Raw genomic sequence first — 24,354 nt, 5'->3', positions numbered from 1 at the left:
GGGCGACCTGCTCGACCGCTGCCGCACGGCCGCCGAGCTCGTCGCCGCGCTCACCGGCGAGGGCTGACCGCCGCGCCGGTCGTGGCCGGTATCAGCCGTGCCGGGTGATCAGTCGTGCCGGGTTATTCGGGGGACGGGGACGGGGACGTCGCCGGCGCAGCGCACCTCGATCTCGACCCTGCCCTCGCCGCCCTCGTCCGGCTCGAACCGCACCCGGGCGTGGTCGTCCGGCCCCGGATCGACGTCGTGGACCTCGTACCCCTGAGCGGGCGTCCACGACTGGAGCCGCGCCAGGCCGCCGTCGCACCTGGCGATCACGCTGCCCGCTCCGGTCGAGATCAGCTTCCGGCCGGTGACGGGCGCGGCGCTCGGCGCGGGGGACGGTGCCCGTCCGGGGGACCGTTCCGGTGCTGCGGCCGAGGCGGGGCCGGAGAACGGCGCGGCCGGGGTGTCCCGGGCGAGCGCGACGCGGATCTCCTCGGCCGTCATGGGCCGTCCGGCGGGTCCCGCGAGCGGCCGGCCGAGCAGGCCGAGCACCGCGACGCCCGCCCCGGTGGCGAGCGCGGCGGCCAGCAGCCATCCGGCTACGGCGAGGACGAGGCGGGTGTTCACGCGCCCACTCTCCCACCGCGAACGCTAAGGGATCGCTAAGGCCCGGATAACGGACTTATGCCGCAGGACCGTGGAGACTAACGTAGCGGCCAAATGCCAAGCGTGCTCCTCATCGAAGACGACGCCCCGATCCGCGGCTCCCTCACCCGGAGCCTGCGCGAGCGCGGCCATGCCGTCTCCTCCGCCCCCACCGCCCTCGACGGCCTGCGGTCGGTGGTGGAGGACCGGCCGGACCTCATCGTGCTCGACCTCGGCCTGCCCGACATGGACGGCGCGGACCTGCTGCGCATGCTCCGCGCCGTGAGCCGGGTCCCGGTCATCGTGGCCACCGCCAGGGACGGGGAGGCCGAGATGATCCGCCTGCTCGACGCGGGCGCCGACGACTACGTGGTCAAGCCGTACAGCGCGGCGCAGCTCGACGCCCGCATCCGGGCCGTGCTGCGCCGCGTGGACACGGCCCCAGAGGACACCTCGCTGACCGTCGGGGCGCTGCGCGTGGACCCGCGGACCCGCGAGGCGACGCTCGACGGCGCCCCGCTGGACCTGACGCCGCGCGAGTTCGACCTGCTGCACCACCTGGCGGCGCGGGCTGGACAGGTGGTCACCAAGCGCGAGCTGCTCACCGAGGTCTGGCAGATCCCCTACGGGGGCACCGACAAGACGGTCGACGTCCACCTCTCCTGGCTGCGCCGCAAGCTCGGCGAGACCGCCCAGCAGCCGCGCTACCTCCAGACCGTCCGAGGCGTCGGCGTCCGCCTCACCGGGCCCTCGTGACCGGTACGGCGACCCGCGCCGGCGCGGGCCCGGGGGAGCGCCGGTGAGACGCTGGCTCGCGGCCCTCGTCGCGGCGACGACGTCACTCGTGCTCGTGTCGCTGCTCGTGCCGCTGGCGCTGCTGGTCCGTTCGGTGGCGCAGAGCGAGGCCGTCGACTCGGCCACCCGGGCCGCCGAGTCGGTCGCGGTGGCGGTCGGCACCGTGGACGAGGAGACCCTGCGGCTGACCGCGGAGCAGGCGAGCGCGTCGAGCGGCCACCCGGTGACGGTCTTCCTCGCCGACGGCCGGGTGCTCGGAGCCGCCGCGGCCCGCACGGCCGCGGTGGACCTCGCGGCGCGGGGCCGCAGCCTGTCGGCGGCGGCGCCGGGCGGCCGGGAGATCCTGGTGGCGGTCGAGGGGGCGCCGGGCGGCACCGCCGTCGTCCGCGCCTTCCTCGGCGACGACGATCTGATGCGAGGCGTACGTCAGACGTGGCTCGCGCTGCTGATCCTCGGGGTCGCCCTCGTCGGGGTCGGCATCCTCGTCGCCGACCGGCTCGCCCGCGCGGTCGTCCGGCCCACCACGGCGCTCGCCGAGGTCTCCCACCGCCTCGCCACGGGCGACCTGACCGCCAGGGCGACGCCACTCGGCCCGCCCGAGGTGCGTACGGCCGGCCTGGCCCTCAACCACCTGGCGGGACGCATATCGGACCTCCTCGCCGAGGAGCGGGAGATCGCGGCGGACGTCTCCCACCGGCTGCGAACCCCCCTCACCGGCCTCAGGCTGGAGGCGGAGTCGCTGTCGGACCCCGGAGAGGCGGCGAGGATCGAGACGCGCGTGGACGCGCTGGAGCGCGCGGTCACCGCGGTGATCAACGACGTCCGGCGGCGGTCGCGGGAACGGGCCTCGTGCGACGCCGTCCCGGTCGTGCGCGACAGGGTGGCGTTCTGGTCGGTGCTCGCCGAAGACCAGTCCAGGGCGGTCGTGCTCGACGTGGCCCCCGGCCCGCTGCCGGTGGCGGTCTCCGCCGAGGACCTCGCCGCCTGCGTCGACGCCCTCCTGGGCAACGTCTTCGCGCACACCCCCGACGGCGCGTCGTTCCGCGTCGGCCTCGCCGCCGGTGATCCCGCCCCGGACGGGACCGGTGGGGAGGGCGGCCGGGTGGTCCTCACGGTGTCGGACGCGGGTCCGGGCTTCGGCCCGGGCGACCCGCTGAGGCGGGGGGAGAGCGGGGCCGGGTCGACCGGCCTCGGCCTCGACATCGCCCGTCGCGTGGTCCAGGAGTCGGGCGGCTTCCTGGCTCTCGGCGCGTCCGATCTGGGCGGTGCGGAGGTACGCCTGGTTTTAGGGATCGCTTAGCGCGGCCCTAGCATGATCGCTGCGACGGTTGGGTCATGAGAAACACAACGAAGATCGCTCTCGCGGCCGCCACGACCCTCGCCGCCCTGACCGCCGGTGGAACGGCCGTGGCCTCCGCCTCCGTCGCGGCGCCGGCCTCCTCCGCCCTCGCCGCGGCCTCCGCCTCCACTGCTTCGACCGCCACCGCTTCGACCGGCACAGCCGTCAGCCGGAGCCGGGCGGTCGCGATCGCCAAGAGGCGGGTGCCCGGCGCCCGGGTCGTCAAGGTCGAGCGCGAGTGGGAGCACGGCCGCCGCGTGTGGAAGGTCGAGCTCCGCAAGGGTCACCGGGAGTACCGCGTGTACGTCTCCGTCGCCAGCGGGAGGATCGTCAGGTTCCGGGTCGAGGACGACGGCCGCCGGCACGACGACCGGGGTCACCACGGCAGGGGCCACGACGACCGGGGCCACCACGGCCGCGGTCACGACGACTGACCGTCACCGGCAGGCGCGGTCAGGGCGCCGGGGGGCCGTTGCGGTGCCGGCGGGGGCGGGTCGTGGGGGCGGGCCAGTAAGGTGAGTCCTCCTGCTGCTGATCTACGTCGTAAAGGCGCCCGGCCGTGAGCTCCCCGGGCGCCCGCGGCGATCCGTGCGCGGGGGCACGGCCGTAGGGATGCTCCCTGCTCTGCCTGGGCGCGGTACGGCTCGGCAGTTCGCCCGCCGTCCGGCCCGGCGTCGCGGCCGGGATGCCCTGCCGCCGCAACACGTCCACCAGCGTGTGCATCGCCTGGTCGACGGTGAGCCGTTCGTCCGGGTCGTGCCGCAGCAGGCCCTCCAGCAGCGGACGCAACGGGCCCGCCCGGCGCGGGGGCTCGGGCCCGCGGCCGAGCAGCACCTCGGCCGGCAGCGGGCTCATGGCCGGGTACGGCGGCCGTCCCTCGACCCCGCAGTAGAGCGTGGCGCCGAACGACCACAGGTCGGCGGAGGGGGCCAGGGACTTCCCGCGCAGCCGCTCGGGGGCGAGATAGGCGCCGGACCGCGCCACCGGCACGGTCGACGACCCGGCCGGATCCCGGTCGAAGGCGGCGATGCCGAAGTCGGTCAGCACCACCCGGTCCTCGGTCAGCATCACGTTGGCCGGCCGGATGTCGCCGTGGACGACGCCCAGCGAGTGCGCGTGCCGTACGCCCGACAGGAGCTGGAAACCCACCCACGCGGCCCAGTGGACCGGAAGCCGCCCGAGGTGGCGCACGGTGTCGGCCAGCGTGAGGCCCTGCAGGAGCTCGGTGACGATCCAGAGGCGGCCCTTGTCCTCCAGCAGGTCGTGCACCGTGATGACGGCCGGGTGGCTGAGCCGGGCCGCGGAGCGGGCCTCCCGCAGCGCCTGCCGGCGGGCGGCGGCCAGGTCGGCCACGTCCACGCGGTACGGCGGCTGGACTTCCTTGATCGCGACATCGCGCTTGAGGCGGAGATCATGGGCCTGCCACATGATCCCCCCGGAGTCCCGCCGGAAGGGCGTCAGCAGCTTGTACCGATCCGCCAGCAGTTGCCGTGCGTGCGATGCCATCGACCACCCGTGCGCTAGCCCCAGATCCGTGATCCATCAATTGTCGTCCCGGATGCGGTCGCACCGCGCCGAAAGGCGGCCACGGGGAGTGTGACGTCGATAACGATCCGGTCTAAGGACGCGCGGAATCCTCCGTGTTCGCCGTGCCTGCGGGCACCGGGTGGGCCGGCCTCGCGGCCGGGCCGAAGATCGCACGCCCTTTCGCGCGCATTGTCGGTCGGTTCGGGGAAGATATGGGGAGAGGCGTCCCCCCGAGCAGCGGAGGTGTCAGGGATGGCGACCAAGGAGACCGGCGGCCAGAAGCAGACTGGGCGTCAGGAGCACGAAGTCGAGGAGACCGAGGCGCAGGCGTCCCCGGACGTTCAGGAGCGCCAGGAGAAGCTCACCGACGACGTCGACGCGATCCTGGACGAGATCGACGAGGTCCTCGAGGAGAACGCGGAGGAGTTCGTCCGTTCCTACGTGCAGAAGGGCGGACAGTAACCCGACGGAGGCGTCCGGCCCGGTGGCGGCGCTCCGGGGGGGAACCGATCCCTCCGGCAGCGGTGCCGCCGGGCGCCGTCACGCCCCGGCGAGATGAACGGTCGCGATCTCGAAGGGCCTGAGCGGGACGCGCGCCGTCCGCCATGAGGCCCCTTCGTCGCGGGACACCTCCAGAGGGCTCAGGGGAGAGCCCTGAATGCCGGCCGTCCAGGCCGCGGTGAAATCTCCTCGTACGACCGCCTCGGTGGCCGTGGGATGCTCGGCCACCAGGCGGACCTCCAGCCGTCCGTCCCGCTCGCGCAGAGCGGTCATCACGACGCCGTCCCCGCCGACCGACAGACGGCCGCCCCAGCCCGTCCCCGCCGCACCGCCCGCGCCGGCGCCCGGCACGGCGAGCAGGTCGTGGCGGAACTCCTCCGCGAGCCGCGGCAGCCCCGCCTCGTGCCACCCGCCCGCGTAGGGCAGGACGGCCAGGCGCACTGTCAGCGGCCCCTGGCACTGGGCGGCCGGGGCCGGCACCTCCGGCCCCGCGGGCTCGTCGCGGTAGGGATTGCGGTTCCTGGACAGATACCCGACGGACCGCACGAGTGTGAGCGCCATCTCGGCCCCACTCTCGCTGATCTCGTACTCGGTGACGTGGTCGAGCAGCACGGCCAGGCCGCCGGCGGCCGCGAAGGACTCGGCGGGGAAGGTCGGGATCGGACGCTCTCCGCCCCCGCCCTCGGCGGACAGGCCACGCCGCACCACGGCGAACTGTCCCTCCGCGTACGACTCGGCCGCCGCCCGGGGCAGCGGCGCGTGCCAGCGGACGCGGTGGTCGCGGCAGCGCACGTCCATGGTGATCTCGCACCGCGCGAACGGCTCGCCCGCCCTGAGCTCCACCCGGGTCGTGACGTCCGCCGGCACGGTCGCGGCGTCGCCCGCGCCGGCCGGCCAGTCGTACTCGCGGGTGATCTCGTACACGCCGGTCAGCGGTCCTGAGCAGATCTCCTCGACGGTGACGCGGGAGGGCCGGTCGAGGAGCCGGTCGCCGGGCGGCGGCGCGTGGTTGTAGGTGTCCCCGGCGTCCCCGCCGTGGACGATCCGCCCGACGCCGTGGACCTCGACGCCGTCCGCCCCGCGCAGGGACAGCGTCCCGTCGCCGGCCACGCGCACCCGCAGCAGGCCGTTGTCCAGCACCGGCTCGAACCCGTACGGGTCGGTCCGCAGGGCGCCCGGGACGGGGGCGGGCCCGGCGGGCGCGACCGGACGTGCGGTGAGGACGGCGCGGCCCAGCGGCGGCACGGTGACCAGCGCGGCCACGGTGACCACGGGCTCGGCCACCGTGCGGACGGTCCACGGCCCCGGACCGGCGTCGAGGACGGCCCTGCGCAGGTCCTCGTACGCGTACGCGCCGGACGCGTGGCGGCTCACGGTGACGGTGAACACGCCGTCCACGCCGGCCCAGGAGACGATCTCGTGGCCGTACAGCTCCCGCTCGTGGACGCGCCCGAGCAGCCGGGAGAGGTCGTCCATGACGGTCTCGTCGAGCAGGGTCGCGGCGTGTTCGAGCCGCTGCACGGGAACGGTGAAGGGGACGGGACGCCCGCGGCCGTCCGTCAGCGACGCCCGGTCCTCGGGCAGGTCGGCGAGCACCAGGCCGGTCCGTTCGAACGGGGACGGGTTGACGACGACGAGCGCGTCCTTCGGCGCGGCCCCGGCGAGGGACGCCGCGACCAGGTCCACGACCGCCTGGGCCGTCTGCCCTGCCTCGGCCATCCTCGCGGCCACCTGCTGGGCGGTCTCGTCGGAGCCGCACCCGGTGACCGAGTCGTGCCCGCCGCAGGCGATGACCGACCGCCAGGCCATGTCGATCAGGCGCTCGCATGCCGAACGGTCGGTGAGCCACAGCGCGGACAGCGGCTCGGCGTAGCGGATGAGGAGCCGCTCGGCCCGCGCCATGGCCTGCTTCAGCGGCACCCGGGCCGAGATCACGCCGGGCAAAAGGTTGGCCCGCGCGTGCGAGCGCAGCTCGCCCGTCACGCGGGGCAGCCCGTCGCCGGGACCGTCCAGGCCGGTCAGGGCCTCGGCGAGGGTGGCGACGCGCAGTCCCGATGCGGTGATCTCGCGGGCGGGAGCCGAGTGGTCGGCGCCGTACATCGCCAGCAGCGTCCCGTCCGCCGCCCAGTCCTGCGCGTTCGAGACGAAGGCCGCCACGCGGTCGGGCAGGCCCTCGGCCGGGCCGGTGAACAGGCCGGAGGCGTTGCCGTACCCGCCGGGCAGGTATCTCGTCCTGATCGTCGTGCCGTCGGCCCCGGTCCAGTCGAAGGCGTCGCGGTCCACGTGCGCGGGCACGCCTCGCCACAGGCACGCCGCGCGCAGCCCGGCCAGCGACAGGATCTGCGGCATCTGGGCGCAGTGGCCGAACTGGTCGGGCAGGTATCCGACCGGCATGGCGCCGCCGAGCGCGGCCGCCCCCCGCATGCCGTACTCCAGGTTGCGCAGCAGGGTCTCGCCCGAGCACAGGAACTCGTCGGCGAGGATCAGCCAGGGCCCGACGGCGAGCCGCCCCTCGGCGACGAACCGGGCGACGTCGCCGTGGCGTTCCGGGCGGATCTCCAGGTAGTCCTCGACCGCGGCGAGCTGGCCGTCCATCGTGAAGCGGTAGGCGGGGTCGGCGGCCATGGCGTCCAGGACCTCGTCGAGCACCCGCACCAGGCCGACGCGGAACCGCTGGAAGGGCAGGTACCACTCGCGGTCCCAGTGCGTGTGCGGGACCACCACGATCTCGCCGCTACCCGCTGACGCTCTGCTCGGCGTGACCGATGGCTCCACTCGCGCCCTCCTCGGCGTAACTGCTGACGTCGGCCCCGGCGGTCGCCTCCCGGGGGGCGCCGGTGAGCTCCTGGGCGCACTCCCCGCCGATGGGGACGCCGGCCCAGCGCGCGTACCGGTGCACGATCCGCTGCGCCGTGACGATATCCTCCAGGGCCCCGTCGAGTCCGGTGAGCGGCGGTTCGTCCTGGGTGACGAAGCGGTGGAAGGCGCGCAGCTGCCGCTCGAACGCCTCGGCGACGTCCTCGTTGACGACCGTCCGCTCGGTGGTGCCGACGCGGCAGGTGACCGTCAGCCGGGTGGGCGTGTTCAGCATGTACGGCGAGGGGAAGCGCAGCTCCAGCGAGCCGTGCTCGTGGTGCAGGGTCATGACCTCGTGGTAGGCCGGATAGCTCGGCAGGTAGTGCCACCGCAGGCCGTACCGGCCGGAGCCCTCGACGGGCAGCGTCCCGCTCACCTCCAGCGACGGCGGGAAGGCCTCCACCGGCCACACGGCCACGTGGTCCACCGTGTCCGGAGATCCGGTGAACAGCCGCATCAGCGACAGCTCATGGCAGAGGCTGCCCAGCAGGACCTCGGCGTACAGCCGCCGCAGCCGCTCCGACGAGGTGCCGAGCGCGGCGGTGAGCGCCCGGTCGTCGGCCTCCGCGTAGGGGGTCGTCCGTTCGGGGGAGGGCCGTCCGTGCCGCGCGCGGGCGAACAGCAGCTGGGACTCCTGCGACGGGTGCAGCACGGTGGCGTCCAGGTGGCGGACCACGCCCGGCCCGCCGGCCTCGTGCAGCGCCTCCAGCAGCCGCTGGGAGGCCGGGTCGTACTGCTTCATGTAGCCGGTCATCAGGCGTTCGCCGGACAGGCCGCTCAGCTCGGCCCGGCTGAAGGCGAGGGGCTTCTCGCACAGCACCCACAGGCCGCGTTCGAGCGCGGCCCGCACGAGCGGCCCGTGGGAGCCCGGCGTGAGCACGATCAGCGCGTCGAACCCGCCCTCGTCCAGCATCGCCCGCGGGTCGTCGTACGCCGGGACGCCCGCCTCCCGGCCCACCGTCTCCGCGTGCCCGCGGTCCAGGTCGCACACGGCGGTGACCCGGAACAGGTCGCGCCGCCGCGCCAGCAGAGGCAGGTAGACGACCTGCGCGACCACGCCGAGCCCGGCGATCCCCACCTTCACCGTCTCCACGTCCTCACCCTCCTCCGCTCGGCGGCCTGCCCTGCACCTCCCCACCGGCGGCGTGGCGCAACCACGTCAGCTGCACACGGCCATGAGCTCGTTGACGGGCGTCTCCAGCCGGTGCATCCCCGGCCCGGCCGGCAGGAGCGCGAGGTCCCCGCGGACCACCCGGCGGGTCCGCGGCCCCCACAGCACCAGTCCGTCGGCGTCCACGGCCAGGAACCCGTCCTCCAGCCGCAGCAGCAGCGGGCCGTTCAGGGAGGCCGACACCGCGGTCCGCCCCTCCGCCACGGCGCGTACGACGGCCCCCGCGACCTCGGGGCCCCGGCCGTCGCCCTCGGCGAGCACCCACGTCGCCGGCGCGCCGGGCGGGTGGCCCTCCTCCGGCCGGTGGTAGTCGCCGCCGCCCACCACGACCAGGCCGCCGGTCAGGTTCGCGGCCCAGGCCTGCGCCCAGGCCAGCGGCGCGCCCCGGGTGCGGTCGTGCCAGCTCCGGTGCCACAGCTCCACGGTCCGCGGCCGGTCGGCCATCGGGTGCCGCCACGCGCAGTCGGCCGCGACCGGGTGGTTGACCGACAGCACCCCGCCCCGGTCCCGTACGGCCTTCGCCCACTCGTCCGGCGGGAGCCGGAAGTCGATCCAGCCGACGTCCCCGAGGGCGCCCGCGTGCCCGAGGTCGGTGGTCACCTCCTGCCCCGGCACGAGCACGATCCCGGCCAGCGCCGAGGCGGCGGCCAGCTCCGCGTGGTGGCTGACGGTGTTGTGGTCGGTCACCGCGAGGAAGTCGAGCCCGGACGCGGCCGCCACGCAGGCCAGTTCGTAGACGCTCAGCGTCCCGTCGGAGTGGTCGGTGTGCGCGTGCAGGTCCCCGGCGAGCCAGCGGTGCCCGGGCGGCGACGGCAGGCGGCGGCGTACGGCGGCCGGGTCGGGCGGGATCGGCCCGGGCACGCGGGAGAAGCGGGTGCGGCGCCGCCGCGGCCGGGCGGGCGGCCGCACGTGCCTGATCACCCGGATCTCGTACGGCAGCCCGCCGAGGGGCACGCGGTGCAGCCCGACCAGCACTCGCCACACGCCCGGCTCGATCTCGCCGGGCAGGTAGCCGGGGGTGGCCCAGGAGGGAGCGATGGTGTACTCGGAGCGCGCGCCGCCCGACCAGCCGCGGAACCCGGCGGGCCCGGCGCAGCCGAGGTCGAGCACGCCGGCCGACCGGTCGTAGGACAGGCGCACCGTGAGGGCGGCCGTGCCAGGCCGCACCTCCACCGGCACCTCCGCCACCGGTCCGGCCAGCCGGTCGTCCAGCGTCCACGTCCCGCCGACCACGGCCCTGGTGGTCATCGTCTCGCCGCCATCGTCACCCACCGAGACCCGCACGACCTGAGGAATCGGGCTCCAGCCACGACCTTCGCACGCGATGACCGGCACGTAAAGAAGCGGCTCGGCGGACGAGTGAAGGGTGGGTGCCCGGCGTCTTATGGGATGTCTGGTTCGCGCTGAGCTGATCGGGAAGAGTGCAACCAGCGCTGAGACCTGAGTATGGTCGGGCGTAACAACGCATGCTTGGAGGGAGTCGCGTGGCATCTCAGCCAGCCTGGATGAACAGCCTCTTCACATATACGGGATCGTCGTCGTTCTCGGAGTTCCTCGGCGTGCACGCGCCGAACCTGCTGCCCGCCCGCAACGAGTCGCTGGCGGCGCCGGTGGGCGACGAGATCCCGCACGCGACCACCATCGTCGCGGCGACCTGCGCCGGCGGCGTGGTGATGGCGGGCGACAGGCGTGCGACCTCCGGGAACATAATCTCGCAGCGGGACATCGAGAAGGTGTTCCGCACCGACGACTACTCCTGCATGGGCATCGCGGGCACCGCGAGCACCGGTCTGGAGTTGGCCCGGCTGTACCGGGTCGAGTTGGAGCACTACGAGAAGAACGAAGGCCGCTCGCTGTCCACCGAGGGCAAGGCGCACCGCCTGGCCACCATGATCCGCGGCAACCTGCCCATGGCCATGCAGGGCCTCGTGGTCGTGCCGCTGTTCGCGGCCTACGACCCGGCCCGCGACGCCGGGCGGATCTTCAGCTACGACGTGGGCGGCGGGCCGTACGAGCAGAAGGAGTTCCACTCCATCGGCTCGGGTTCGATCTTCGCCCGGGGGTCGCTGAAGAAGCTGTACCGGGAGAACGCAAGCCCGCAGGACACCGTCCTGACCTGCCTGCACGCCCTGTACGACGCCGCCGACGACGACTCGGCCACCGGCGGCCCCGACGTGATGCGGAAGATCTGGCCGGTCGTGGCCGTCATCACCGAGGACGGCTTCCGCCGTCTTCCGGACGACGAGGTCGCCGAGTTCGTGGAGTCCATGCTGGAGAGGCGGATGACCGCCCCCGAAGGCCCGACCGCGCCGCTGCGCTAACCCAAGAGAGGATCACCCCCGGTGTCCATCCCCTTCGGAGGATATGCCTCGCCCGAGCAGATCATGCGGGACAGGGCGGAGTATGCCCGCAAGGGCATCGCGCGCGGTCGCAGCGTGGTCGTGATGCAGTACGCCGACGGCATCCTGTTCGTGGCGCCCAACCCGTCAAAGGCGCTGCACAAGATCAGCGAGATCTACGACCGCATCGGCTTCGCCGCGGTCGGGCGCTACAACGAGTTCGAGTCGCTCCGCCTGGCCGGCATCCGCTACGCCGACATCAACGGCTACACGTTCAACCGCACCGACGTCACCGGCCGGGGCCTGGCGAACCTGTACGCCCAGCACCTCGGCATGATCTTCACCGAGTCGATCAAGTCGTTCGAGGTGGAGATCGTCGTCGCGGAGGTCGGCGACGCCCCCGAGGACGACCAGATCTACCGGATCACCTTCGACGGCTCCGTCTTCGACGAGCAGGGCATGGCCGTGATCGGCGGCCAGGCCGAGGCCGTCGGCGGACGCCTGAAGGAGCGCTACAGCGAGGGACTGCCGCTGCCGCAGGCCCTCGACGCCGCGCTGGCCGCCCTGACCGAGCCGGGCGGCGAGCGTCCCCCGGCGGCCCAGCTCGAGGTCGCCGTGCTCGACCGCGGCAGGGAGCACCGCAAGTTCCTGCGCCTGACCGGGCCCCGCCTGGAGAAGCTCCTGGAGAGTGCCAGGGAGGGCCAGGAAGGCGCGCGGCAGCCGGCCGCCGAGCAGGCCTCGTCCGAGGAGGCGCGGGCCGAGCAGCCTCCCGGCGCCACTCCGCCGATCGCCCCGGAGGGCGAGATCGACACGGGCTCCGGCGAGTAGCCCGCCCTTCCGCCCGTACCATGGCGGCGCCGCGTCCCTCTCCGGGGGCGCGGCGCCGTCCTGTTGCGGGGGCCGCATCAGGGATTACGGCTCAACCAAACCTCGATTTCGCTACTCTCATCCTGTTGTGATGACTTTTGATCTCTTCCGGCGAGCGGGCGTTCCGGCCGCCGCTGTCGCCCTCCTGTCGCTGACCGCCTGCTCCGGGGCCTCCGGCAGCTCGGCTTCGCCCACCGTGACGGCCACCGTGACGGTGACCGCCCCCGCGTCGCCCGCGGAGCCGTCCCCCGCACCGGAGGCCTCCGACACCCCGGCGGCGGCGGAGACTCCCACCGCCTCGGCCACGACCGCGACCCCGCGGAAACCGGCCGGGCCGCCGATCACGGACAAGACGCCGGCCCCCTTCGGCGGGACCCTCCAGTCGGACCCCGGGCACGACTTCACCAAGGGGCTCAGCCCCAGCAAGGACGGTGTCGTGCGCGGGCAGCTGGTCGCCATGCACGACGAGAACGTCGCGGAGTACCGGCCGATCAAGTTCGTCAAGGAGTACGGCGGCAGCACGACCGGCCACTTCGAGGGACCGCCGGAGGGCGACGCGACGGCCTTCGCCGCGCCTCTCGCGAAGAACGTCGTGTTCCTCAGCGCGGTCGGCTGCGACGGCAAGGACCAGACCATCGACGGCCGTTACCTCGGCAGCCAGCGCTGCTCCAGGGACAAGCTGATCCTGCGGGCCGACAAGGGCGACCTGCGGGCGCTCATCACCGTCGACGGCGGGCAGATCGTCAAGGTGACGGAGATTTACGTCGCCTGACGGCTCCTTCTCTTCATTCCACCGCCTGATCACTGTTCGGCCGCCGGTTTCGGGGAATAGGGTGAGGTGATGGATCGACGCATATTCGGGCTGGAGAACGAGTACGGCGTCACCTGCACGTTCCGCGGGCAGCGGAGGCTGTCGCCGGACGAGGTGGCGCGGTACCTGTTCCGGCGAGTGGTGTCCTGGGGCCGATCGAGCAACGTATTCCTGCGCAACGGCGCACGTCTGTACCTGGACGTGGGCAGCCATCCCGAGTACGCCACCCCTGAGTGCGACAACGTCGTGGAGCTGGTCACCCACGACAAGGCGGGGGAGCGGATCCTGGAGGGTCTCCTCGTGGACGCCGAGAAGCGGCTCCGCGAGGAGGGCATCGCGGGAGACATCTACCTTTTCAAGAACAACACCGACTCGGCCGGCAACTCCTACGGCTGCCACGAGAACTACCTCGTGGGCAGGCACGGGGAGTTCGGGCGGCTGGCCGACGTCCTGATCCCCTACCTGGTGACGCGGCAGATCATCTGCGGCGCGGGCAAGGTGCTGCAGACCCCGCGCGGAGCCGTCTACTGCGTCTCCCAGCGGGCCGAGCACATCTGGGAGGGCGTGTCCTCCGCGACCACCCGGTCCCGGCCGATCATCAACACCCGCGACGAGCCGCACGCGGACGCCGAGCGGTTCCGCCGGCTGCACGTCATCGTGGGCGACTCGAACATGAGCGAGACCACGATGCTGCTCAAGGTCGGCGCCACCGACCTGGTGCTGCGCATGATCGAGGCGGGCGTGGTGATGCGCGACCTGTCCCTGGAGAACCCGATCAGGGCGATCCGGGAGGTGTCCCACGACATGACGGGCCGCCGCAGGGTGCGCCTGGCCAACGGCCGCGAGGCCTCGTCGCTGGAGATCCAGCAGGAGTACCTGACCAAGGCGCAGGACTTCGTCGAACGGCGGGGCGGCGACGCCATCGCCAAGCGAGTGCTGGAGCTGTGGGAGCGCACGCTGCGCGCGGTCGAGACGGGCGACCTCGACCTCGTCTCACGGGAGATCGACTGGGTCACCAAGTACCAGATGATTGAACGTTACAGACAGAAGTACGATCTGCCGCTGTCGTCGCCGCGCGTCGCGCAGCTCGACCTGGCCTACCACGACGTCCACCGCAAGCGGGGCCTGTTCTACCTCCTGCAGAAGCGGGGGGCCGTCGAGAGGGTGGCCGACGACGTCAAGATTTTCGAGGCCAAGTCGGTTCCGCCGCAGACCACACGGGCCAAGCTGCGCGGGGAGTTCATCCGCAAGGCCCAGGAGAAGCGGCGCGACTTCACCGTCGACTGGGTCCATCTGAAGCTCAACGACCAGGCTCAGCGGACCGTGCTGTGCAAGGATCCGTTCCGCAGCGTGGACGAGAGGGTCGACAAGCTGATCGCCGGTATGTGATCTCTTACACCGCTCTGACGGCGGGTTCGGGTAGCCTGGCCCGGACCCGCTGTCTGTTTGAGGATTACCTACATGCGCCGTCGTACGGCACTCGTCGCCGCCCTGCCCCTGTTGCTCGCCGTCGCCTGCGGAACCGCGCAGAAGACCGCCTCCAGCGCGAGCCCCGCCGCCTCCGGGGCCCGGGCCGCGGCCACGGCCATCAAGGTGACGGGAGAGGTCGGCAAGAAGCCCACCCTGACCTTCCCGTCGGGCCAGCCCTCGCTCACGTCCGCCTCCATCAAGGTCGTAGAGGGCCAGGGCACCCCCGCCAAGGATGGCGACGTCCTCACCGCCAACGTCACCGTCTACAACTGGGACGGCAAGGAGAACAAGGCGGCGGGCTCGGACTACGACCAGGGCAAGTCGGAGTTCGTCTCGGTCAGCCCGCAGCTGCCCAAGGCGCTGCACGAGGCGCTCGTCGGAGCCAAGCCCGGCGGTCGGGTGATGGCCGTCGTGGCCAAGGACAACCTGAGCGCCGAGCAGCTCGACCAGGCCAAGCAGCAGGGCCAGGACTTCACCAGCACGTCCCAGGTGCTGGTCATCGACGTCATGTCGGCCACGCTGAAGTCGATCGAGGGCACCGCCGTCGACCCGGGCGTCGACGGGGTGAAGGTCGGCAACCCCGGCGGTGACAAGGCCCCGGCGCTGACCACCAAGACCAGCGAGAAGGCGCCCAAGAAGCTCGTCGTCAAGACCGTGATCAAGGGCGCCGGCCCGGCGGTGAAGGCCGACCAGACGGTCCTCGCCCACTACGTCGGCAAGATCTGGGGCACCGACAAGCAGTTCGACTCCAGCTGGGAGCGCGGCCAGCCCGCGACGTTCGCTCTCAACCAGGTCGTCAAGGGCTGGTCGCAGGGCCTCACCGGGGTGCCCGTCGGCAGCCGCGTCCTCATCACGATCCCGCCGGACCTCGGCTACGGCAAGGAGGGCAACGCCCAGGGCGGCATCAAGGGCACCGACACCCTCGTCTTCGTCGTGGACGTCCTCGGCGCGGCCTGACAACCGCATACGCCAACGGGGCCCCTCCCGCCGCCCGGCGGGAGGGGCCCCGTTGGCGTGCGGGCGTCAGCTCCGGATCTCGTAGGCGTCGCCGTAGACCTTCCAGCGCAGCGGCGGATCGAGGTCGAGGTTGCCGTTCCTCAGGAACACCCGCTGAGCCGTGTCGACCCGGCTGGTGTCGCTGTGCGCCTCCTCCGTCTTCATCGCCGCCTTGCGGGCGTCGAGGAACGCGTTGAGGTAGGCGACCTCGTCCCCGCCCTGTGCCGGGGTCTTCGCCTTCTTCATGGCCGTCTTGCGGATGCCGCCGAAGCTGACGGCGTCGTCGCCCGGGCCGTGCATGACGATGGCGTCGTAGTAGACGAACTGGCCGAGCGCGCGCAGGCCGTCGGCCTTGGCCTGGGCCACGGCCGGGCCGAAGTAGACCCGGTCGCGCTCGTCGTTCTGCGCCTGCTGGAACACCGGATCCGCGGCGGCGGCGCGCCAGTCCGCGGGGAAACCCGGGTCGAGCCCCCGGTGCGAGTCGGTGCCGTTCACCTTACGCAGCGCGGGCAGGTACCTGGCCAGCACGTTGCCGGGCTTGCGCCTGGTGTAGAGCTCGACCAGGTCGAGCATGTCGCCGGTGCCCGAGCAGAAGCCGATGATGCCGGCGGTGTAGCCGCGCCCGTCGTCGATGTCCTCGATGTACTTGTACTGGGCCTTCCAGTCGAGGGAGGAGTTCTCCGCGCTGGAGACGAGCTCCATCGCGATCTCCTTCTTCTTCGGGTCGGTGAGGTCGGACGGGGCGGCCATGACCGTGACCTTCAGGGGCTCCCCGGCGGCGGCCGGGCCGCCGGTCGCGGCTCCGGCCGGTCCAGCGGGGAGTACGGCCGCCGCGGCGGCCAGGAGTAGCAGAGCCGCGCGCCGGGGAGTGCGCCTGATCAGCGGATCTTTCACGTGCGTCGCTCCGTTCTCCGCCCGCGACCGGCCTGCGGCGGGGGAGGCGGGCGGGGATGAGCCCTCCGTGAGGGGGATTAGTTAGGAAGGTTTCCTAATGAAAGCAGCACGCTCGCGACGGTGTCAACGGTCCCGCCGGCGGCACGACCTAGACTCCCGGCTGTGACGAGCGACGACCTGGAGTCGATGACCGTGCTCGGCGATCCCGTGCGGCGGGCGCTGTACCGGTTCGTGGCCGAGCAGGGGCGGGACGTGGGCCGCAACGAGGCGGCCGAGGCGGCCGGCGTCCAGCGCACGCTGGCGGCCCATCACCTGGACAAACTGGTGGAGGCGGGCCTGCTGGAGTCGGGATTCAAGCGGCTGAGCGGCCGGGCGGGCCCCGGTGGCGGTCGCCCCGCGAAGGTCTACCGGCGGGTGCGCGAGGAGCGGTCCGTGAGCCTGCCGCCCCGGGACTACCGCACGCTGGCGCTCGTGCTGGCGGAGACCGTCGACCTGCTGGGCGGCGAGGAGAAGGCCGAGGAGGCCGCCCGGCGGGCGGGGGAGCGCCTGGCCGGCTCCTCCGGCGCCGGCGAGGCCGCCGATCTCGTGGAGGTGCTGCGTGGGCGCGGCTACGAGCCGTACGAGGAGGGCGGACGGGTGCGGCTGCGCAACTGTCCCTTCCATGTGCTGGCCGAAAGCCACCCGCTGCTCGTGTGCTCGATGAACCTCGCGCTCTGCGAGGGGATGCTGGCCGGTCTGGGCGAGACCGGGGTCGCCGCGGCGCTCGATCCGAGACCCGGGGAGTGTTGTGTGGCCTTCACGCCTTCTAAAAACAACGTAGATTGACTTAGAATCGGGGCATGCATCTCGCCCAGCTCAACGTCGCCCATCTCAGGGAACCCCTCGACTCCCCCGCGCTGACCGATTTCCTCGCCGCCCTCGCGCCGATCTACCAGGTGTCGGACGCCGCGCCCGGCTTCGTCTGGCGCATGAAGGAGGGTGACGAGCCCACGGACCTGATCCAGCACGACTACGGACCGATGCTGGTCGTGAACCTGTCGGTCTGGGAGTCCCGTGAGACGTTGTGGAACTTCGTCTACCGCAGCGCCCATCTGGAGGTGATGCGGCGCCGCCGGGAGTGGTTCCACCGGATGGCCGAGCCGTACACCGTGATGTGGTGGGTGCCCGAGGGTCACCTGCCGCCGCTCGGCGAGGCCATGGCACGCCTGGACCTGCTCCGGGCGCAGGGGCCGGGCCCGGAGGCGTTCACGTTCAAGGACTTCTACGACAGCAGCGACGCCGCGAATCTCCCGGCGGCGGCGGAGGTCAGGAAGTAGGCCAGGTCCCCCTCCAGGCCGCGGCCCATGGTGGACAGCCGCACGGGTGACGCCTTGAGCGCCTCGTGCAGGCCGTCCACCGGCACGGTCACGATCTCGTGGCGCGTGGCCAGGGCCGCGGCCTGCTCGCGCACCGCCGCCCCGAACGCGCCGGGCAGATCCGGCACGACGACCCGGGCCGGGGCCAGCGCGACCCGGCCGTACGCGGTGAGCGAGTGATGGGACACCCCGACATGCCGCTCGCGGCGGTCGCCCTCGCTGACCCGCAGCGCGGCCACGGGCCGCCCGCCCAGCACGGCGGCGGCGTTGACCGCCTCGCCGGCGGCGACGCCGGAGAACCCCCAGCGGGTGCCGGTGCCGAGGTTGCCCGGCCCCTGCGCGACCACGGCGACGTCGGCGCCGAGCACGTGCCGGGCGGCCAGCAGGCCGGTGTGCAGCGTGACGGCCTCGACGTCCCCGCCGAAGGACTGGCCGGTCGTCACCACCCCGCACAGCCAGTCGCGCTCGCGCAGCGTCGCGCACGACATCGAGAACCAGGCGGGCAGCGCCCCCCCGTCCTGCATCACGTACGCCACCCTGGTGCCCGGGGAGTCCGCGTAGAGGCCGCACAGGATCGCGGGCAGGGCGGAGTGCAGGTCCGCGACGACCACGGGCATCCCGTCGACCGAGTCCGCCTCCCGCAGCGCCTCGTGGTGCGGGGATCCCTGTTCGTCCGCGCCGAGCACGGTGGCCTGCAACGGGGTGTAGCGTGCCTTCACCAGGTGGCCGGGGCCGGAAGGATCTTGCGGCAAACGGTCCGGGACGGCCACCACCATGGCGTACCCTCCCGTACCGAGACCCATGGCGAGGGCGGTCGTGTTGAGCAGCACGGTGTCGCCCACTTCAGGGCGTCCCACCAGCGGGGGATAGGCGAGGGCCCGGCACTCGCCCTCGGCGACGGCGACGTCGAGTTCCACCGCCCCCGGCCACTCGCGCCGGACCCGCACCACTTCGCCCTTGCGCCATCTGATCACGCCGAAAAGGGTAGCGTTCTCGACTGGAAGGGAGGCCCGGATGTCGCGGCGGAAGACCGAGCGGCTGCTCAACCTGGTTATCTGCCTGCTCGCGACGCGGCGGCCGTTGAGCGCGGAGCAGATCCGGCAGGCCGTCCCCGGGTACGACCCGGACAACGACGAGGCCTTCCAGCGCATGTTCGAGCGCGACAAGAACGAGCTGCGCGAGATCGGCATCCCCATCGAGGTCCACAAGGACCCCTGGGAGGACGACCCCGGCTACCGGATCGTGCGCGAGGCCTACGAGCTGCCCGAGATCACCCTGGAGCCGGACGAGGCCGCCGTCATCGGCCTGGCCGCGCAGGTGTGGCAGCGGGCGAGCCTCGCGGAGGCGGCCGGTGGGGCGCTGCTGAAGCTGACCGCGGGCGGTGTGCACGCCGACCTCGCCGAAAGCCCCCTGGAGCTGCGGGTGGACACCCGCGACCCCGCGTTCCCCGCGCTGTGGGAGGCGGTGCGGGACCGGCGCGTGGTCGCCTTCGACTACCGCTCGGCCGGTAGCGAGTCGGTGCTGCGGCGGACCGTCGAGCCGTGGGGGGTCGTCAGCCGGCGCGGCCGGTGGTACCTGGCCGGGCACGACCGCGACCGCGGCGCCGCCCGGGTCTTCCGGCTCAGCCGGATCACCGGGGCCGTGTCCACGCTCGGGCGCCCGGGGGCGTTCACCGTGCCCGAGGGGCTGGACCTGCGCGCCATGGTGGGCTACCAGGAGCTGCCGAACGAGCGGGTCGCCCTGGTGCGGGTGCGCAAGGGCACCTGCCTCGGCCTGCGGCACGCCGCCCAGGCCGTACGGACGGGCGAGGGCGAGTGGGACGAGGCCGAGGTGACCTTCGCCGACCCCGAACGGCTGGCCGGGTGGCTGGCCAGCCTCGGCCACGACGCCGTCGTGGTGGACCCGCCGGACGCGCGCGAGGCCGTGATCCGCCGTCTGAAGGGGGCGTTGCAGTGAGCTCGGACCGGCTGCCGCGGCTGCTCGCGCTGGTGCCGTACCTCATGTCGCACCCGGGCGCGCAGGTGCCCGAGGTCGCGCGGCTGTTCGGCCTGTCGGAAAAGCAGCTCGTCGACGACCTCCAGCTCGTCTGGATGTGCGGGCTTCCCGGGCACACCCCCGGCGACCTCATCGACGTCTCGTGGGACGGCGGCGAGATCCTCATCGACAACGCCGAGGCGATCGCCCGGCCGCTCAAGCTCGGCGTGGACGAGGCGAGCGCGCTGCTGGTCGCGCTGCGCATGCTCGACGAGCTGCCCGAGTTCCAGGGCCGCGACGTGCTCGGCCGGGTCATCGCGAAGCTGGAGCAGGCGGCGGGCGAGGGCGCGGCCACCGTGAGCAGCCAGGTGCAGGTGGAGATCGGTGCGGCCCCGGACGCCCACGCGGTGATCACCGACGCCGCCCGGCGGGGCCGCAGGCTGTCGCTGCGCTACTACGTCCCGGGGCGCGACGAGATCACCCCCAGGGAGGTCGACCCGCTGCGGGTCGTGCTGGTGGACGGCCGGCACTACCTGGAGGGCTGGTGCTACCGCGCGGAGGCGATGCGGATGTTCCGCGTCGACCGGATCCTGGACGTCGAGGTCCTCGACGTGCCCGTGGACCCGCCCGCCGGGGCCGAGCCGATGGACGTGACCCAGGGCGTGTTCCGGCCGTCGGACAGCGACGAGCTGGTCGAGCTGGAGCTGACCCCGGCGGGCCGCTGGGTGGCCGAGTACTACCCCTGCGAGGAGGTCGCCGAGCTGGGCGAGGGGCGCCTGCGCGTCTCGCTGCGGGCCCGTGACCAGTCCTGGCTGGTGCGGCTCGCGCTCCGGCTGGGCGACAGCGGCCGCGTGCTGTCCCCGTCGTCGCTCGCCGAGCGGGTGACGGCCACCGCCAGGCAGGCGCTGGCCAACTACGAGACCGTCTGAGCTGTGTCGACCTCGGGAGCACCGGCATGACATGGATCTTCGCCCTGTTCGCGGCCGCGGTGGCCGGGCTCGCGGTCCTCGCGTGGCCGGCGGCCCGGGTGCTCAGCGCGGCGCGGGAGCTGCGCGCGGAGGTCGACCGGGCCAAGGGACGGCTCGGAATGTCCGAATAGCGGGATTTTGCCCACGAATGATGTGATTTTGAAGCTCCCAGACAGGTGAACTTAGGCGTGCGGTGCGCGTACGATCGAGGAGTAGTACCCACGGCCCTCGCGGTAAGGACACGACATGCCCAACCTCGGACCCATGGAATGGATTCTGATCCTCCTGGTTCTGATCCTTCTTTTCGGCGCCAAGAAGCTCCCGGACACCGCCAAGGCCCTGGGGCAGTCGCTGCGCATGTTCAAGAAGGAAACCAGCAAGATGAGCGAGGAGGACGAGGCGCGGCAGACCGTCAAGGCGCAGGCCGAGCCCGTCGCCCCGCCGGCGGCGCAGATCCCGCCTGCCACCCCGTCCGTCGAGGATCGGCTGCGTACGCTTGAGGAGGAGAACCGGAAGCTGCGCGAGAGCCAGCAGCCGGTGAGCTCGCAGAACGAGCAGCGCCCCAACTAGGGCATCCCCCGCCGCCTCACACCCCACCGAGCCCAGGACGAGCTAGATGGCCCTGTTGAAACGGTCGACTCCCGCCACGCCGCCCGTCACGCCGGAGGACGGGCGGATGACGCTCATGGAGCACATCCGCGAGCTGCGCAACCGGCTGATCAAGGCCATTCTGGCGGTGGTCGTAGGGACCGCCGTCGGGTTCGTCTACTTCGAGCCCATCTGGAACTTCCTGAAGCAGCCGTACTGCCGGCTGCCCCAGGCCCACCAGCTCAACAAGGCCGAGTGCACGCTCGTCGTGAACGGAGTCTTCGACTCCTTCTTCGTGAACCTCAAGGTCGCCGTGATCTTCGGCGTGGTGGTCTCGGCCATCTTCTGGATCTACCAGATCTGGGCGTTCGTGACCCCGGGCCTGTACCAGAACGAGCGCCGCTACACCTTCGCGTTCCTCGGCCTGTCCGTCCCGCTGTTCGCCGCCGGCTCGGCCCTCGCCTACGTCACGATGGACAAGGGCCTGTCGCTGCTGCTCAGCTTCGCGCCCGAGGGCACGATCACGCTGGTGAGCATCAACGAGTACCTCAGCTTCGCGCTCGCGATGCTGATCATCTTCGGCATCTCCTTCCTGATGCCGTTGCTGTTGGTGTTCCTCAACGTCATCGGGGTGCTCCGGTTCAAGACGGTGTCCAAGCACACCCGCATGGTCGTGTTCCTGATGTTCGTCTTCGCGGCCGTCGCGACGCCGAGCCAGGACCCCGTCACCATGCTGGCCCTGGCGCTCCCGATGGTCGGCCTGTTCTTCGTCGCGATGGCGTTCATGTACTTCCACGACAAGAGGCGCGACATCGCCGACGCGGAGCACGCGCGGGCCATCGAGGAGGAGCTCGACGGGCCGTCCGATCAGGAGAACGCTGTGCAGGGGACTGAGTGAGAAAGGTATAGCCAGCCCTCGGAAGCGTCCGCAACCGAACCACGGCCCTTGCTCCCCGGCTTCGCACATACGGTGTATCAGTAGGCGCCGTTCGGCCCCGGCGGGACGAAACACGTACGGCCTTGGTGCGACCGCGCGGCTGTTCAGCCCTTGCGGTTCACACCAAGGCCGTGGTGCAGAGGCCGTCGGCCGGCGTCCTCTGCTCGACTCTTTGCTCACATCCCTAGGCGATGACCTGAGGCGCGTCGTCCCGGCCGCCCGGAAACCGCCCGCCGTTCAGGATCGCGGCCCGTCGCGGTCGGTCGGCCAGGGAGTCGGATGACCACTTCAGCACAGACCATTGCACCTGTACTGCCACAGCGTGCCGCACCCCTTGAACTGCGTACACAGCGCGGCGACACAGTCGCACCACCATTCGTCGGCGGTGGTGCACTCACAGTCGACGGCGGCGGCCGCCGCTCGTGACTCCTTGGGACCGAGAGTGGCGATGAGAGCCCCTGCCTCGTCCTGGCCGTACGCGGCAATCGCCGCCAGGCGGAGTGCGTGAAGGCGGCTGGCCGCCTCCCCAGTCGGTTCGCCTGCGGTCAACAACCCGCTGGAGACGAGCTGCCGTGCCTGCGCGACGACCTCGCGCTGCTGCGCGGTGAGCCCGGGATGAGCCGCGACATATCGGTCAAGGTGTTCCGACCAGAGCTGACCCTGGGCCTGTGGAGGCAGCGCGGTGTAGATGGCCTGGCGGTACACCTTGGAGTACTGGATGAAGTCGTCGTAGTGCTGGGGAAGGTTGCCGGAGTTAGCCCTGACCCAGCCCGCCGCCGCTGATGGCGACTCAGCGAACGCTGGCGTTTTTCCTATAAGTACCAGACCTGCGGCCACGCCGGTCCCGGCAGCGAGTCGCATGAATTGTTTACGACCGAGTGATTCGCCTGCCATTTTGGCGTCGGTCTTGGCCGCGCCCTCCTTGAGGGCTCCCAAGGCGGTGAGGAGGCGCAGGGTTTTCCGTATTCCGAGATGCCGGACCATTCGAATGCCCATGGACCGACCGCTCCAGCAGTTCACGGCGTCGCCTCTGATGTGGATCAGCGTAGGTGCCCATGGTGCTTGCGCTCCCAGAGCGGTCTCGCGCCATCGCAGCACGTCCGGATGCCCTAGTGCAAGCACGTCCAGTCTGCCTCCAGCGATTCCGCTGACGGCATCCGCGACCTTCTGACATTGGACACACGACGCGTCGAACGCCAGTACCCACCGTTCTCTCACGGATCCGACCCTCTCGATGACGATTTGTGTCATGATAAGCAAACATGTCTTGTCAAACTGGATCAAGTCTTGCCTTGTATTGTTCTCCGTGTTACATTTCGTGATTTCAGGTCGCTTGAGCGATGTTCGTGTTCAGGCTCGATAAGTGTCCTGCGATTCTGGGAGCATTCGCGCTAGAGTTTCGCGTATGGCCGATGAGATCGTCGTCCTGGTCAATCCCGCCGCCCGCGGCGGCCGTACGCTACGCCTGCTCGACGCGGTGCTGCGGCGGCTGCGGGCGGGCGGCCGCCCGGTGTCCGTGATCGTCGGCACCTCGGCCGCCGACGCGCTCGCCCGGGCCCGCGAGGCCGTCGCCGGCGGGCCGGCCGCGCTCGTCGCCTATGGCGGTGACGGTCTGGTCCATCTGGCCGTGCAGGCCGTGGCGGGGACCGCCGTGCCGCTCGGGATCGTGCCCGCCGGGACCGGCAACGACATCGCCGACGCCCTCGGCATCCCCCGCAAGGATCCCCTCGCCGCCGCGGACATCGTGACCGCGGGCGCCTGCCGGACGATCGACGCCGCGAGGCTGGGCACGGGCGAGTGGTTCGCCGGCGTCCTCGCCTGCGGGTTCGACTCCCGGGTCAACGAGCGGGCCAACGCCATGACCCGGCCGCCCGGAATGGCGAAATACCTGGTCGCGCTCGTGCGCGAGTTGCGGTCGTTCACGCCGATCCCCTTCCGGATCACTCTCGACGGGGAGGCCGCCGAGCACGAGGCGATGCTGGTGGCGGTGGCCAACACCCGCTCGTACGGCGCGGGGATGCGCATCTGCCCGGACGCCCGGCCCGACGACGGCCTGCTCGACGTGCTCGTGCTGGGCGCGGTGCCCAAGGGCGAGTTCCTGCGCACGTTCCCGCGCGTCTACCGGGGCAGCCACACCGGTCACCCCGCCGTGACCCTGCGGCGGGCCCGGCGGGTCGAGATCGAGGCCCTGAACGAGGATGGGGCCGGGGACGTGGTCGCGTACGCCGACGGCGAGCGGGCCGGACCGGCGCCGCTGACCTGCGTCGTCGAGCCGGGGGCGCTGCGCGTCCTGGCTCCGGGGACCACGGCGAGGCCGTCCGCGTAAAAGGATCACC

At 72.1% G+C, this 24,354-nt stretch carries 25 protein-coding genes; 17 read left to right on the top strand and 8 right to left on the bottom strand.

The genetic code is table 11. The features are described 5' to 3' along the window. Positions 1–108 precede the first annotated feature (108 nt). Positions 109–612, bottom strand: a complete 504-nt coding sequence (locus AB0J39_RS15430; protein ID WP_363464588.1) for a hypothetical protein — start codon at positions 610–612, stop codon at positions 109–111. A gap of 93 nt (positions 613–705) precedes the next feature. On the opposite strand from AB0J39_RS15430, the gene AB0J39_RS15425 reads away from it, so the two are divergent. The 3 genes from AB0J39_RS15425 to AB0J39_RS15415 are packed head-to-tail and all read left to right on the top strand — an operon-like array spanning position 706 to position 3,198. Beyond that, the gene (locus AB0J39_RS15425) at positions 706–1,386 is read left to right on the top strand and encodes a response regulator transcription factor (protein WP_363464587.1); all 681 of its coding nucleotides are present in this window, start codon (positions 706–708) and stop codon (positions 1,384–1,386) included. A 43-nt stretch (positions 1,387–1,429) separates the two neighbouring features. Continuing rightward, complete coding sequence (locus AB0J39_RS15420) at positions 1,430–2,725, top strand: HAMP domain-containing sensor histidine kinase (RefSeq protein ID WP_363464584.1); 1,296 nt, start codon at positions 1,430–1,432, stop codon at positions 2,723–2,725. A 35-nt stretch (positions 2,726–2,760) separates the two neighbouring features. Next, the gene (locus AB0J39_RS15415; protein WP_363464582.1) at positions 2,761–3,198 is read left to right on the top strand and encodes a PepSY domain-containing protein; all 438 of its coding nucleotides are present in this window, start codon (positions 2,761–2,763) and stop codon (positions 3,196–3,198) included. A 19-nt stretch (positions 3,199–3,217) separates the two neighbouring features. On the opposite strand, the gene AB0J39_RS15410 is transcribed toward AB0J39_RS15415, so the two are convergent. After that, positions 3,218–4,270 (bottom strand): serine/threonine-protein kinase, encoded by a 1,053-nt coding sequence (locus AB0J39_RS15410; RefSeq protein WP_363464579.1) that lies wholly within the window; start codon positions 4,268–4,270, stop codon positions 3,218–3,220. Positions 4,271–4,543: 273 nt separating this feature from the next. Here AB0J39_RS15410 and AB0J39_RS15405 point away from each other — a divergent pair, with 273 nt between their 5' ends. Continuing rightward, positions 4,544–4,753 carry a ubiquitin-like protein Pup gene (locus tag AB0J39_RS15405; RefSeq protein WP_142572552.1) on the top strand — a complete coding sequence of 70 codons (210 nt, stop codon included), beginning with the start codon at positions 4,544–4,546 and terminating at the stop codon, positions 4,751–4,753. A gap of 78 nt (positions 4,754–4,831) precedes the next feature. On the opposite strand, the gene AB0J39_RS15400 is transcribed toward AB0J39_RS15405, so the two are convergent. From AB0J39_RS15400 to AB0J39_RS15390, 3 genes are all read right to left on the bottom strand, one after another. Continuing rightward, entirely contained in the window at positions 4,832–7,516 is a 2,685-nt protein-coding gene (locus AB0J39_RS15400) for an alpha-mannosidase (protein WP_363464576.1), read from the bottom strand. A gap of 10 nt (positions 7,517–7,526) precedes the next feature. Beyond that, entirely contained in the window at positions 7,527–8,741 is a 1,215-nt protein-coding gene (locus AB0J39_RS15395; RefSeq protein WP_363464574.1) for a Gfo/Idh/MocA family oxidoreductase, read from the bottom strand. 66 nt (positions 8,742–8,807) lie between these two features. Further along, a complete protein-coding gene (locus AB0J39_RS15390; protein WP_363464571.1) occupies positions 8,808–10,067 on the bottom strand; it encodes a CehA/McbA family metallohydrolase in 1,260 nt (419 codons plus the stop codon). Positions 10,068–10,324: 257 nt separating this feature from the next. Between AB0J39_RS15390 and prcB the strand changes: the two genes are divergently transcribed. The 5 genes from prcB (at position 10,325) to AB0J39_RS15365 (ending at position 15,263) form a co-directional block, all read left to right on the top strand. After that, entirely contained in the window at positions 10,325–11,140 is an 816-nt protein-coding gene (prcB, locus tag AB0J39_RS15385; protein ID WP_363464595.1) for a proteasome subunit beta, read from the top strand. Positions 11,141–11,161: 21 nt separating this feature from the next. After that, positions 11,162–11,986, top strand: a complete 825-nt coding sequence (gene prcA, locus AB0J39_RS15380; protein WP_363464568.1) for a proteasome subunit alpha — start codon at positions 11,162–11,164, stop codon at positions 11,984–11,986. A 130-nt stretch (positions 11,987–12,116) separates the two neighbouring features. Next, the gene (locus AB0J39_RS15375) at positions 12,117–12,797 is read left to right on the top strand and encodes a hypothetical protein (RefSeq protein WP_363464565.1); all 681 of its coding nucleotides are present in this window, start codon (positions 12,117–12,119) and stop codon (positions 12,795–12,797) included. Between the two features lie 69 nt (positions 12,798–12,866). Beyond that, the gene (gene pafA / locus AB0J39_RS15370) at positions 12,867–14,225 is read left to right on the top strand and encodes a Pup--protein ligase (RefSeq protein ID WP_169982282.1); all 1,359 of its coding nucleotides are present in this window, start codon (positions 12,867–12,869) and stop codon (positions 14,223–14,225) included. Between the two features lie 72 nt (positions 14,226–14,297). Beyond that, positions 14,298–15,263, top strand: a complete 966-nt coding sequence (locus AB0J39_RS15365; RefSeq protein WP_363464562.1) for an FKBP-type peptidyl-prolyl cis-trans isomerase — start codon at positions 14,298–14,300, stop codon at positions 15,261–15,263. A 66-nt stretch (positions 15,264–15,329) separates the two neighbouring features. On the opposite strand, the gene AB0J39_RS15360 is transcribed toward AB0J39_RS15365, so the two are convergent. Further along, positions 15,330–16,196, bottom strand: coding sequence for a chitosanase (locus AB0J39_RS15360; RefSeq protein WP_363464560.1), 867 nt, complete (start codon positions 16,194–16,196; stop codon positions 15,330–15,332). A gap of 162 nt (positions 16,197–16,358) precedes the next feature. Between AB0J39_RS15360 and AB0J39_RS15355 the strand changes: the two genes are divergently transcribed. Together AB0J39_RS15355 and AB0J39_RS15350 are read left to right on the top strand one after the other, a co-directional pair. Beyond that, entirely contained in the window at positions 16,359–17,021 is a 663-nt protein-coding gene (locus AB0J39_RS15355; protein WP_363464558.1) for a transcriptional regulator, read from the top strand. A 14-nt stretch (positions 17,022–17,035) separates the two neighbouring features. Beyond that, positions 17,036–17,512 (top strand): DUF3291 domain-containing protein, encoded by a 477-nt coding sequence (locus tag AB0J39_RS15350; RefSeq protein ID WP_363464556.1) that lies wholly within the window; start codon positions 17,036–17,038, stop codon positions 17,510–17,512. Here AB0J39_RS15350 and AB0J39_RS15345 read toward each other — a convergent pair. Continuing rightward, complete coding sequence (locus AB0J39_RS15345; RefSeq protein WP_363464554.1) at positions 17,458–18,525, bottom strand: DUF3866 family protein; 1,068 nt, start codon at positions 18,523–18,525, stop codon at positions 17,458–17,460. The genes AB0J39_RS15350 and AB0J39_RS15345 overlap by 55 nt on opposite strands. Before the next feature lie 40 nt (positions 18,526–18,565). Between AB0J39_RS15345 and AB0J39_RS15340 the strand changes: the two genes are divergently transcribed. From AB0J39_RS15340 to tatC, 5 genes are all read left to right on the top strand, one after another. Then, complete coding sequence (locus AB0J39_RS15340) at positions 18,566–19,507, top strand: WYL domain-containing protein (protein WP_346227330.1); 942 nt, start codon at positions 18,566–18,568, stop codon at positions 19,505–19,507. Next, a complete protein-coding gene (locus tag AB0J39_RS15335) occupies positions 19,504–20,454 on the top strand; it encodes a WYL domain-containing protein (protein ID WP_346227332.1) in 951 nt (316 codons plus the stop codon). Before AB0J39_RS15340 ends, AB0J39_RS15335 begins: the two co-directional genes overlap by 4 nt. 26 nt (positions 20,455–20,480) lie before the next feature. After that, positions 20,481–20,624, top strand: a complete 144-nt coding sequence (locus AB0J39_RS15330) for a hypothetical protein (protein ID WP_363464550.1) — start codon at positions 20,481–20,483, stop codon at positions 20,622–20,624. Positions 20,625–20,739: 115 nt separating this feature from the next. After that, entirely contained in the window at positions 20,740–21,063 is a 324-nt protein-coding gene (gene tatA / locus AB0J39_RS15325) for a Sec-independent protein translocase subunit TatA (RefSeq protein ID WP_363464548.1), read from the top strand. A gap of 46 nt (positions 21,064–21,109) precedes the next feature. Continuing rightward, entirely contained in the window at positions 21,110–21,979 is an 870-nt protein-coding gene (gene tatC / locus AB0J39_RS15320; protein WP_363464545.1) for a twin-arginine translocase subunit TatC, read from the top strand. A gap of 327 nt (positions 21,980–22,306) precedes the next feature. On the opposite strand, the gene AB0J39_RS15315 is transcribed toward tatC, so the two are convergent. Further along, positions 22,307–23,269, bottom strand: coding sequence for a bacteriocin fulvocin C-related protein (locus AB0J39_RS15315; protein ID WP_363464543.1), 963 nt, complete (start codon positions 23,267–23,269; stop codon positions 22,307–22,309). Between the two features lie 154 nt (positions 23,270–23,423). Between AB0J39_RS15315 and AB0J39_RS15310 the strand changes: the two genes are divergently transcribed. Further along, a complete protein-coding gene (locus tag AB0J39_RS15310; protein ID WP_363464541.1) occupies positions 23,424–24,344 on the top strand; it encodes a YegS/Rv2252/BmrU family lipid kinase in 921 nt (306 codons plus the stop codon). The last annotated feature ends 10 nt before the right edge of the window (positions 24,345–24,354 follow it).

Source organism: Microbispora sp. NPDC049633 (assembly GCF_040675265.1).
Lineage (GTDB): Bacteria > Actinomycetota > Actinomycetes > Streptosporangiales > Streptosporangiaceae > Microbispora > Microbispora maris.
The sequence above is the reverse complement of the archived record's forward strand: the minus strand, read 5'-3'. Positions and strand labels throughout refer to the sequence as shown.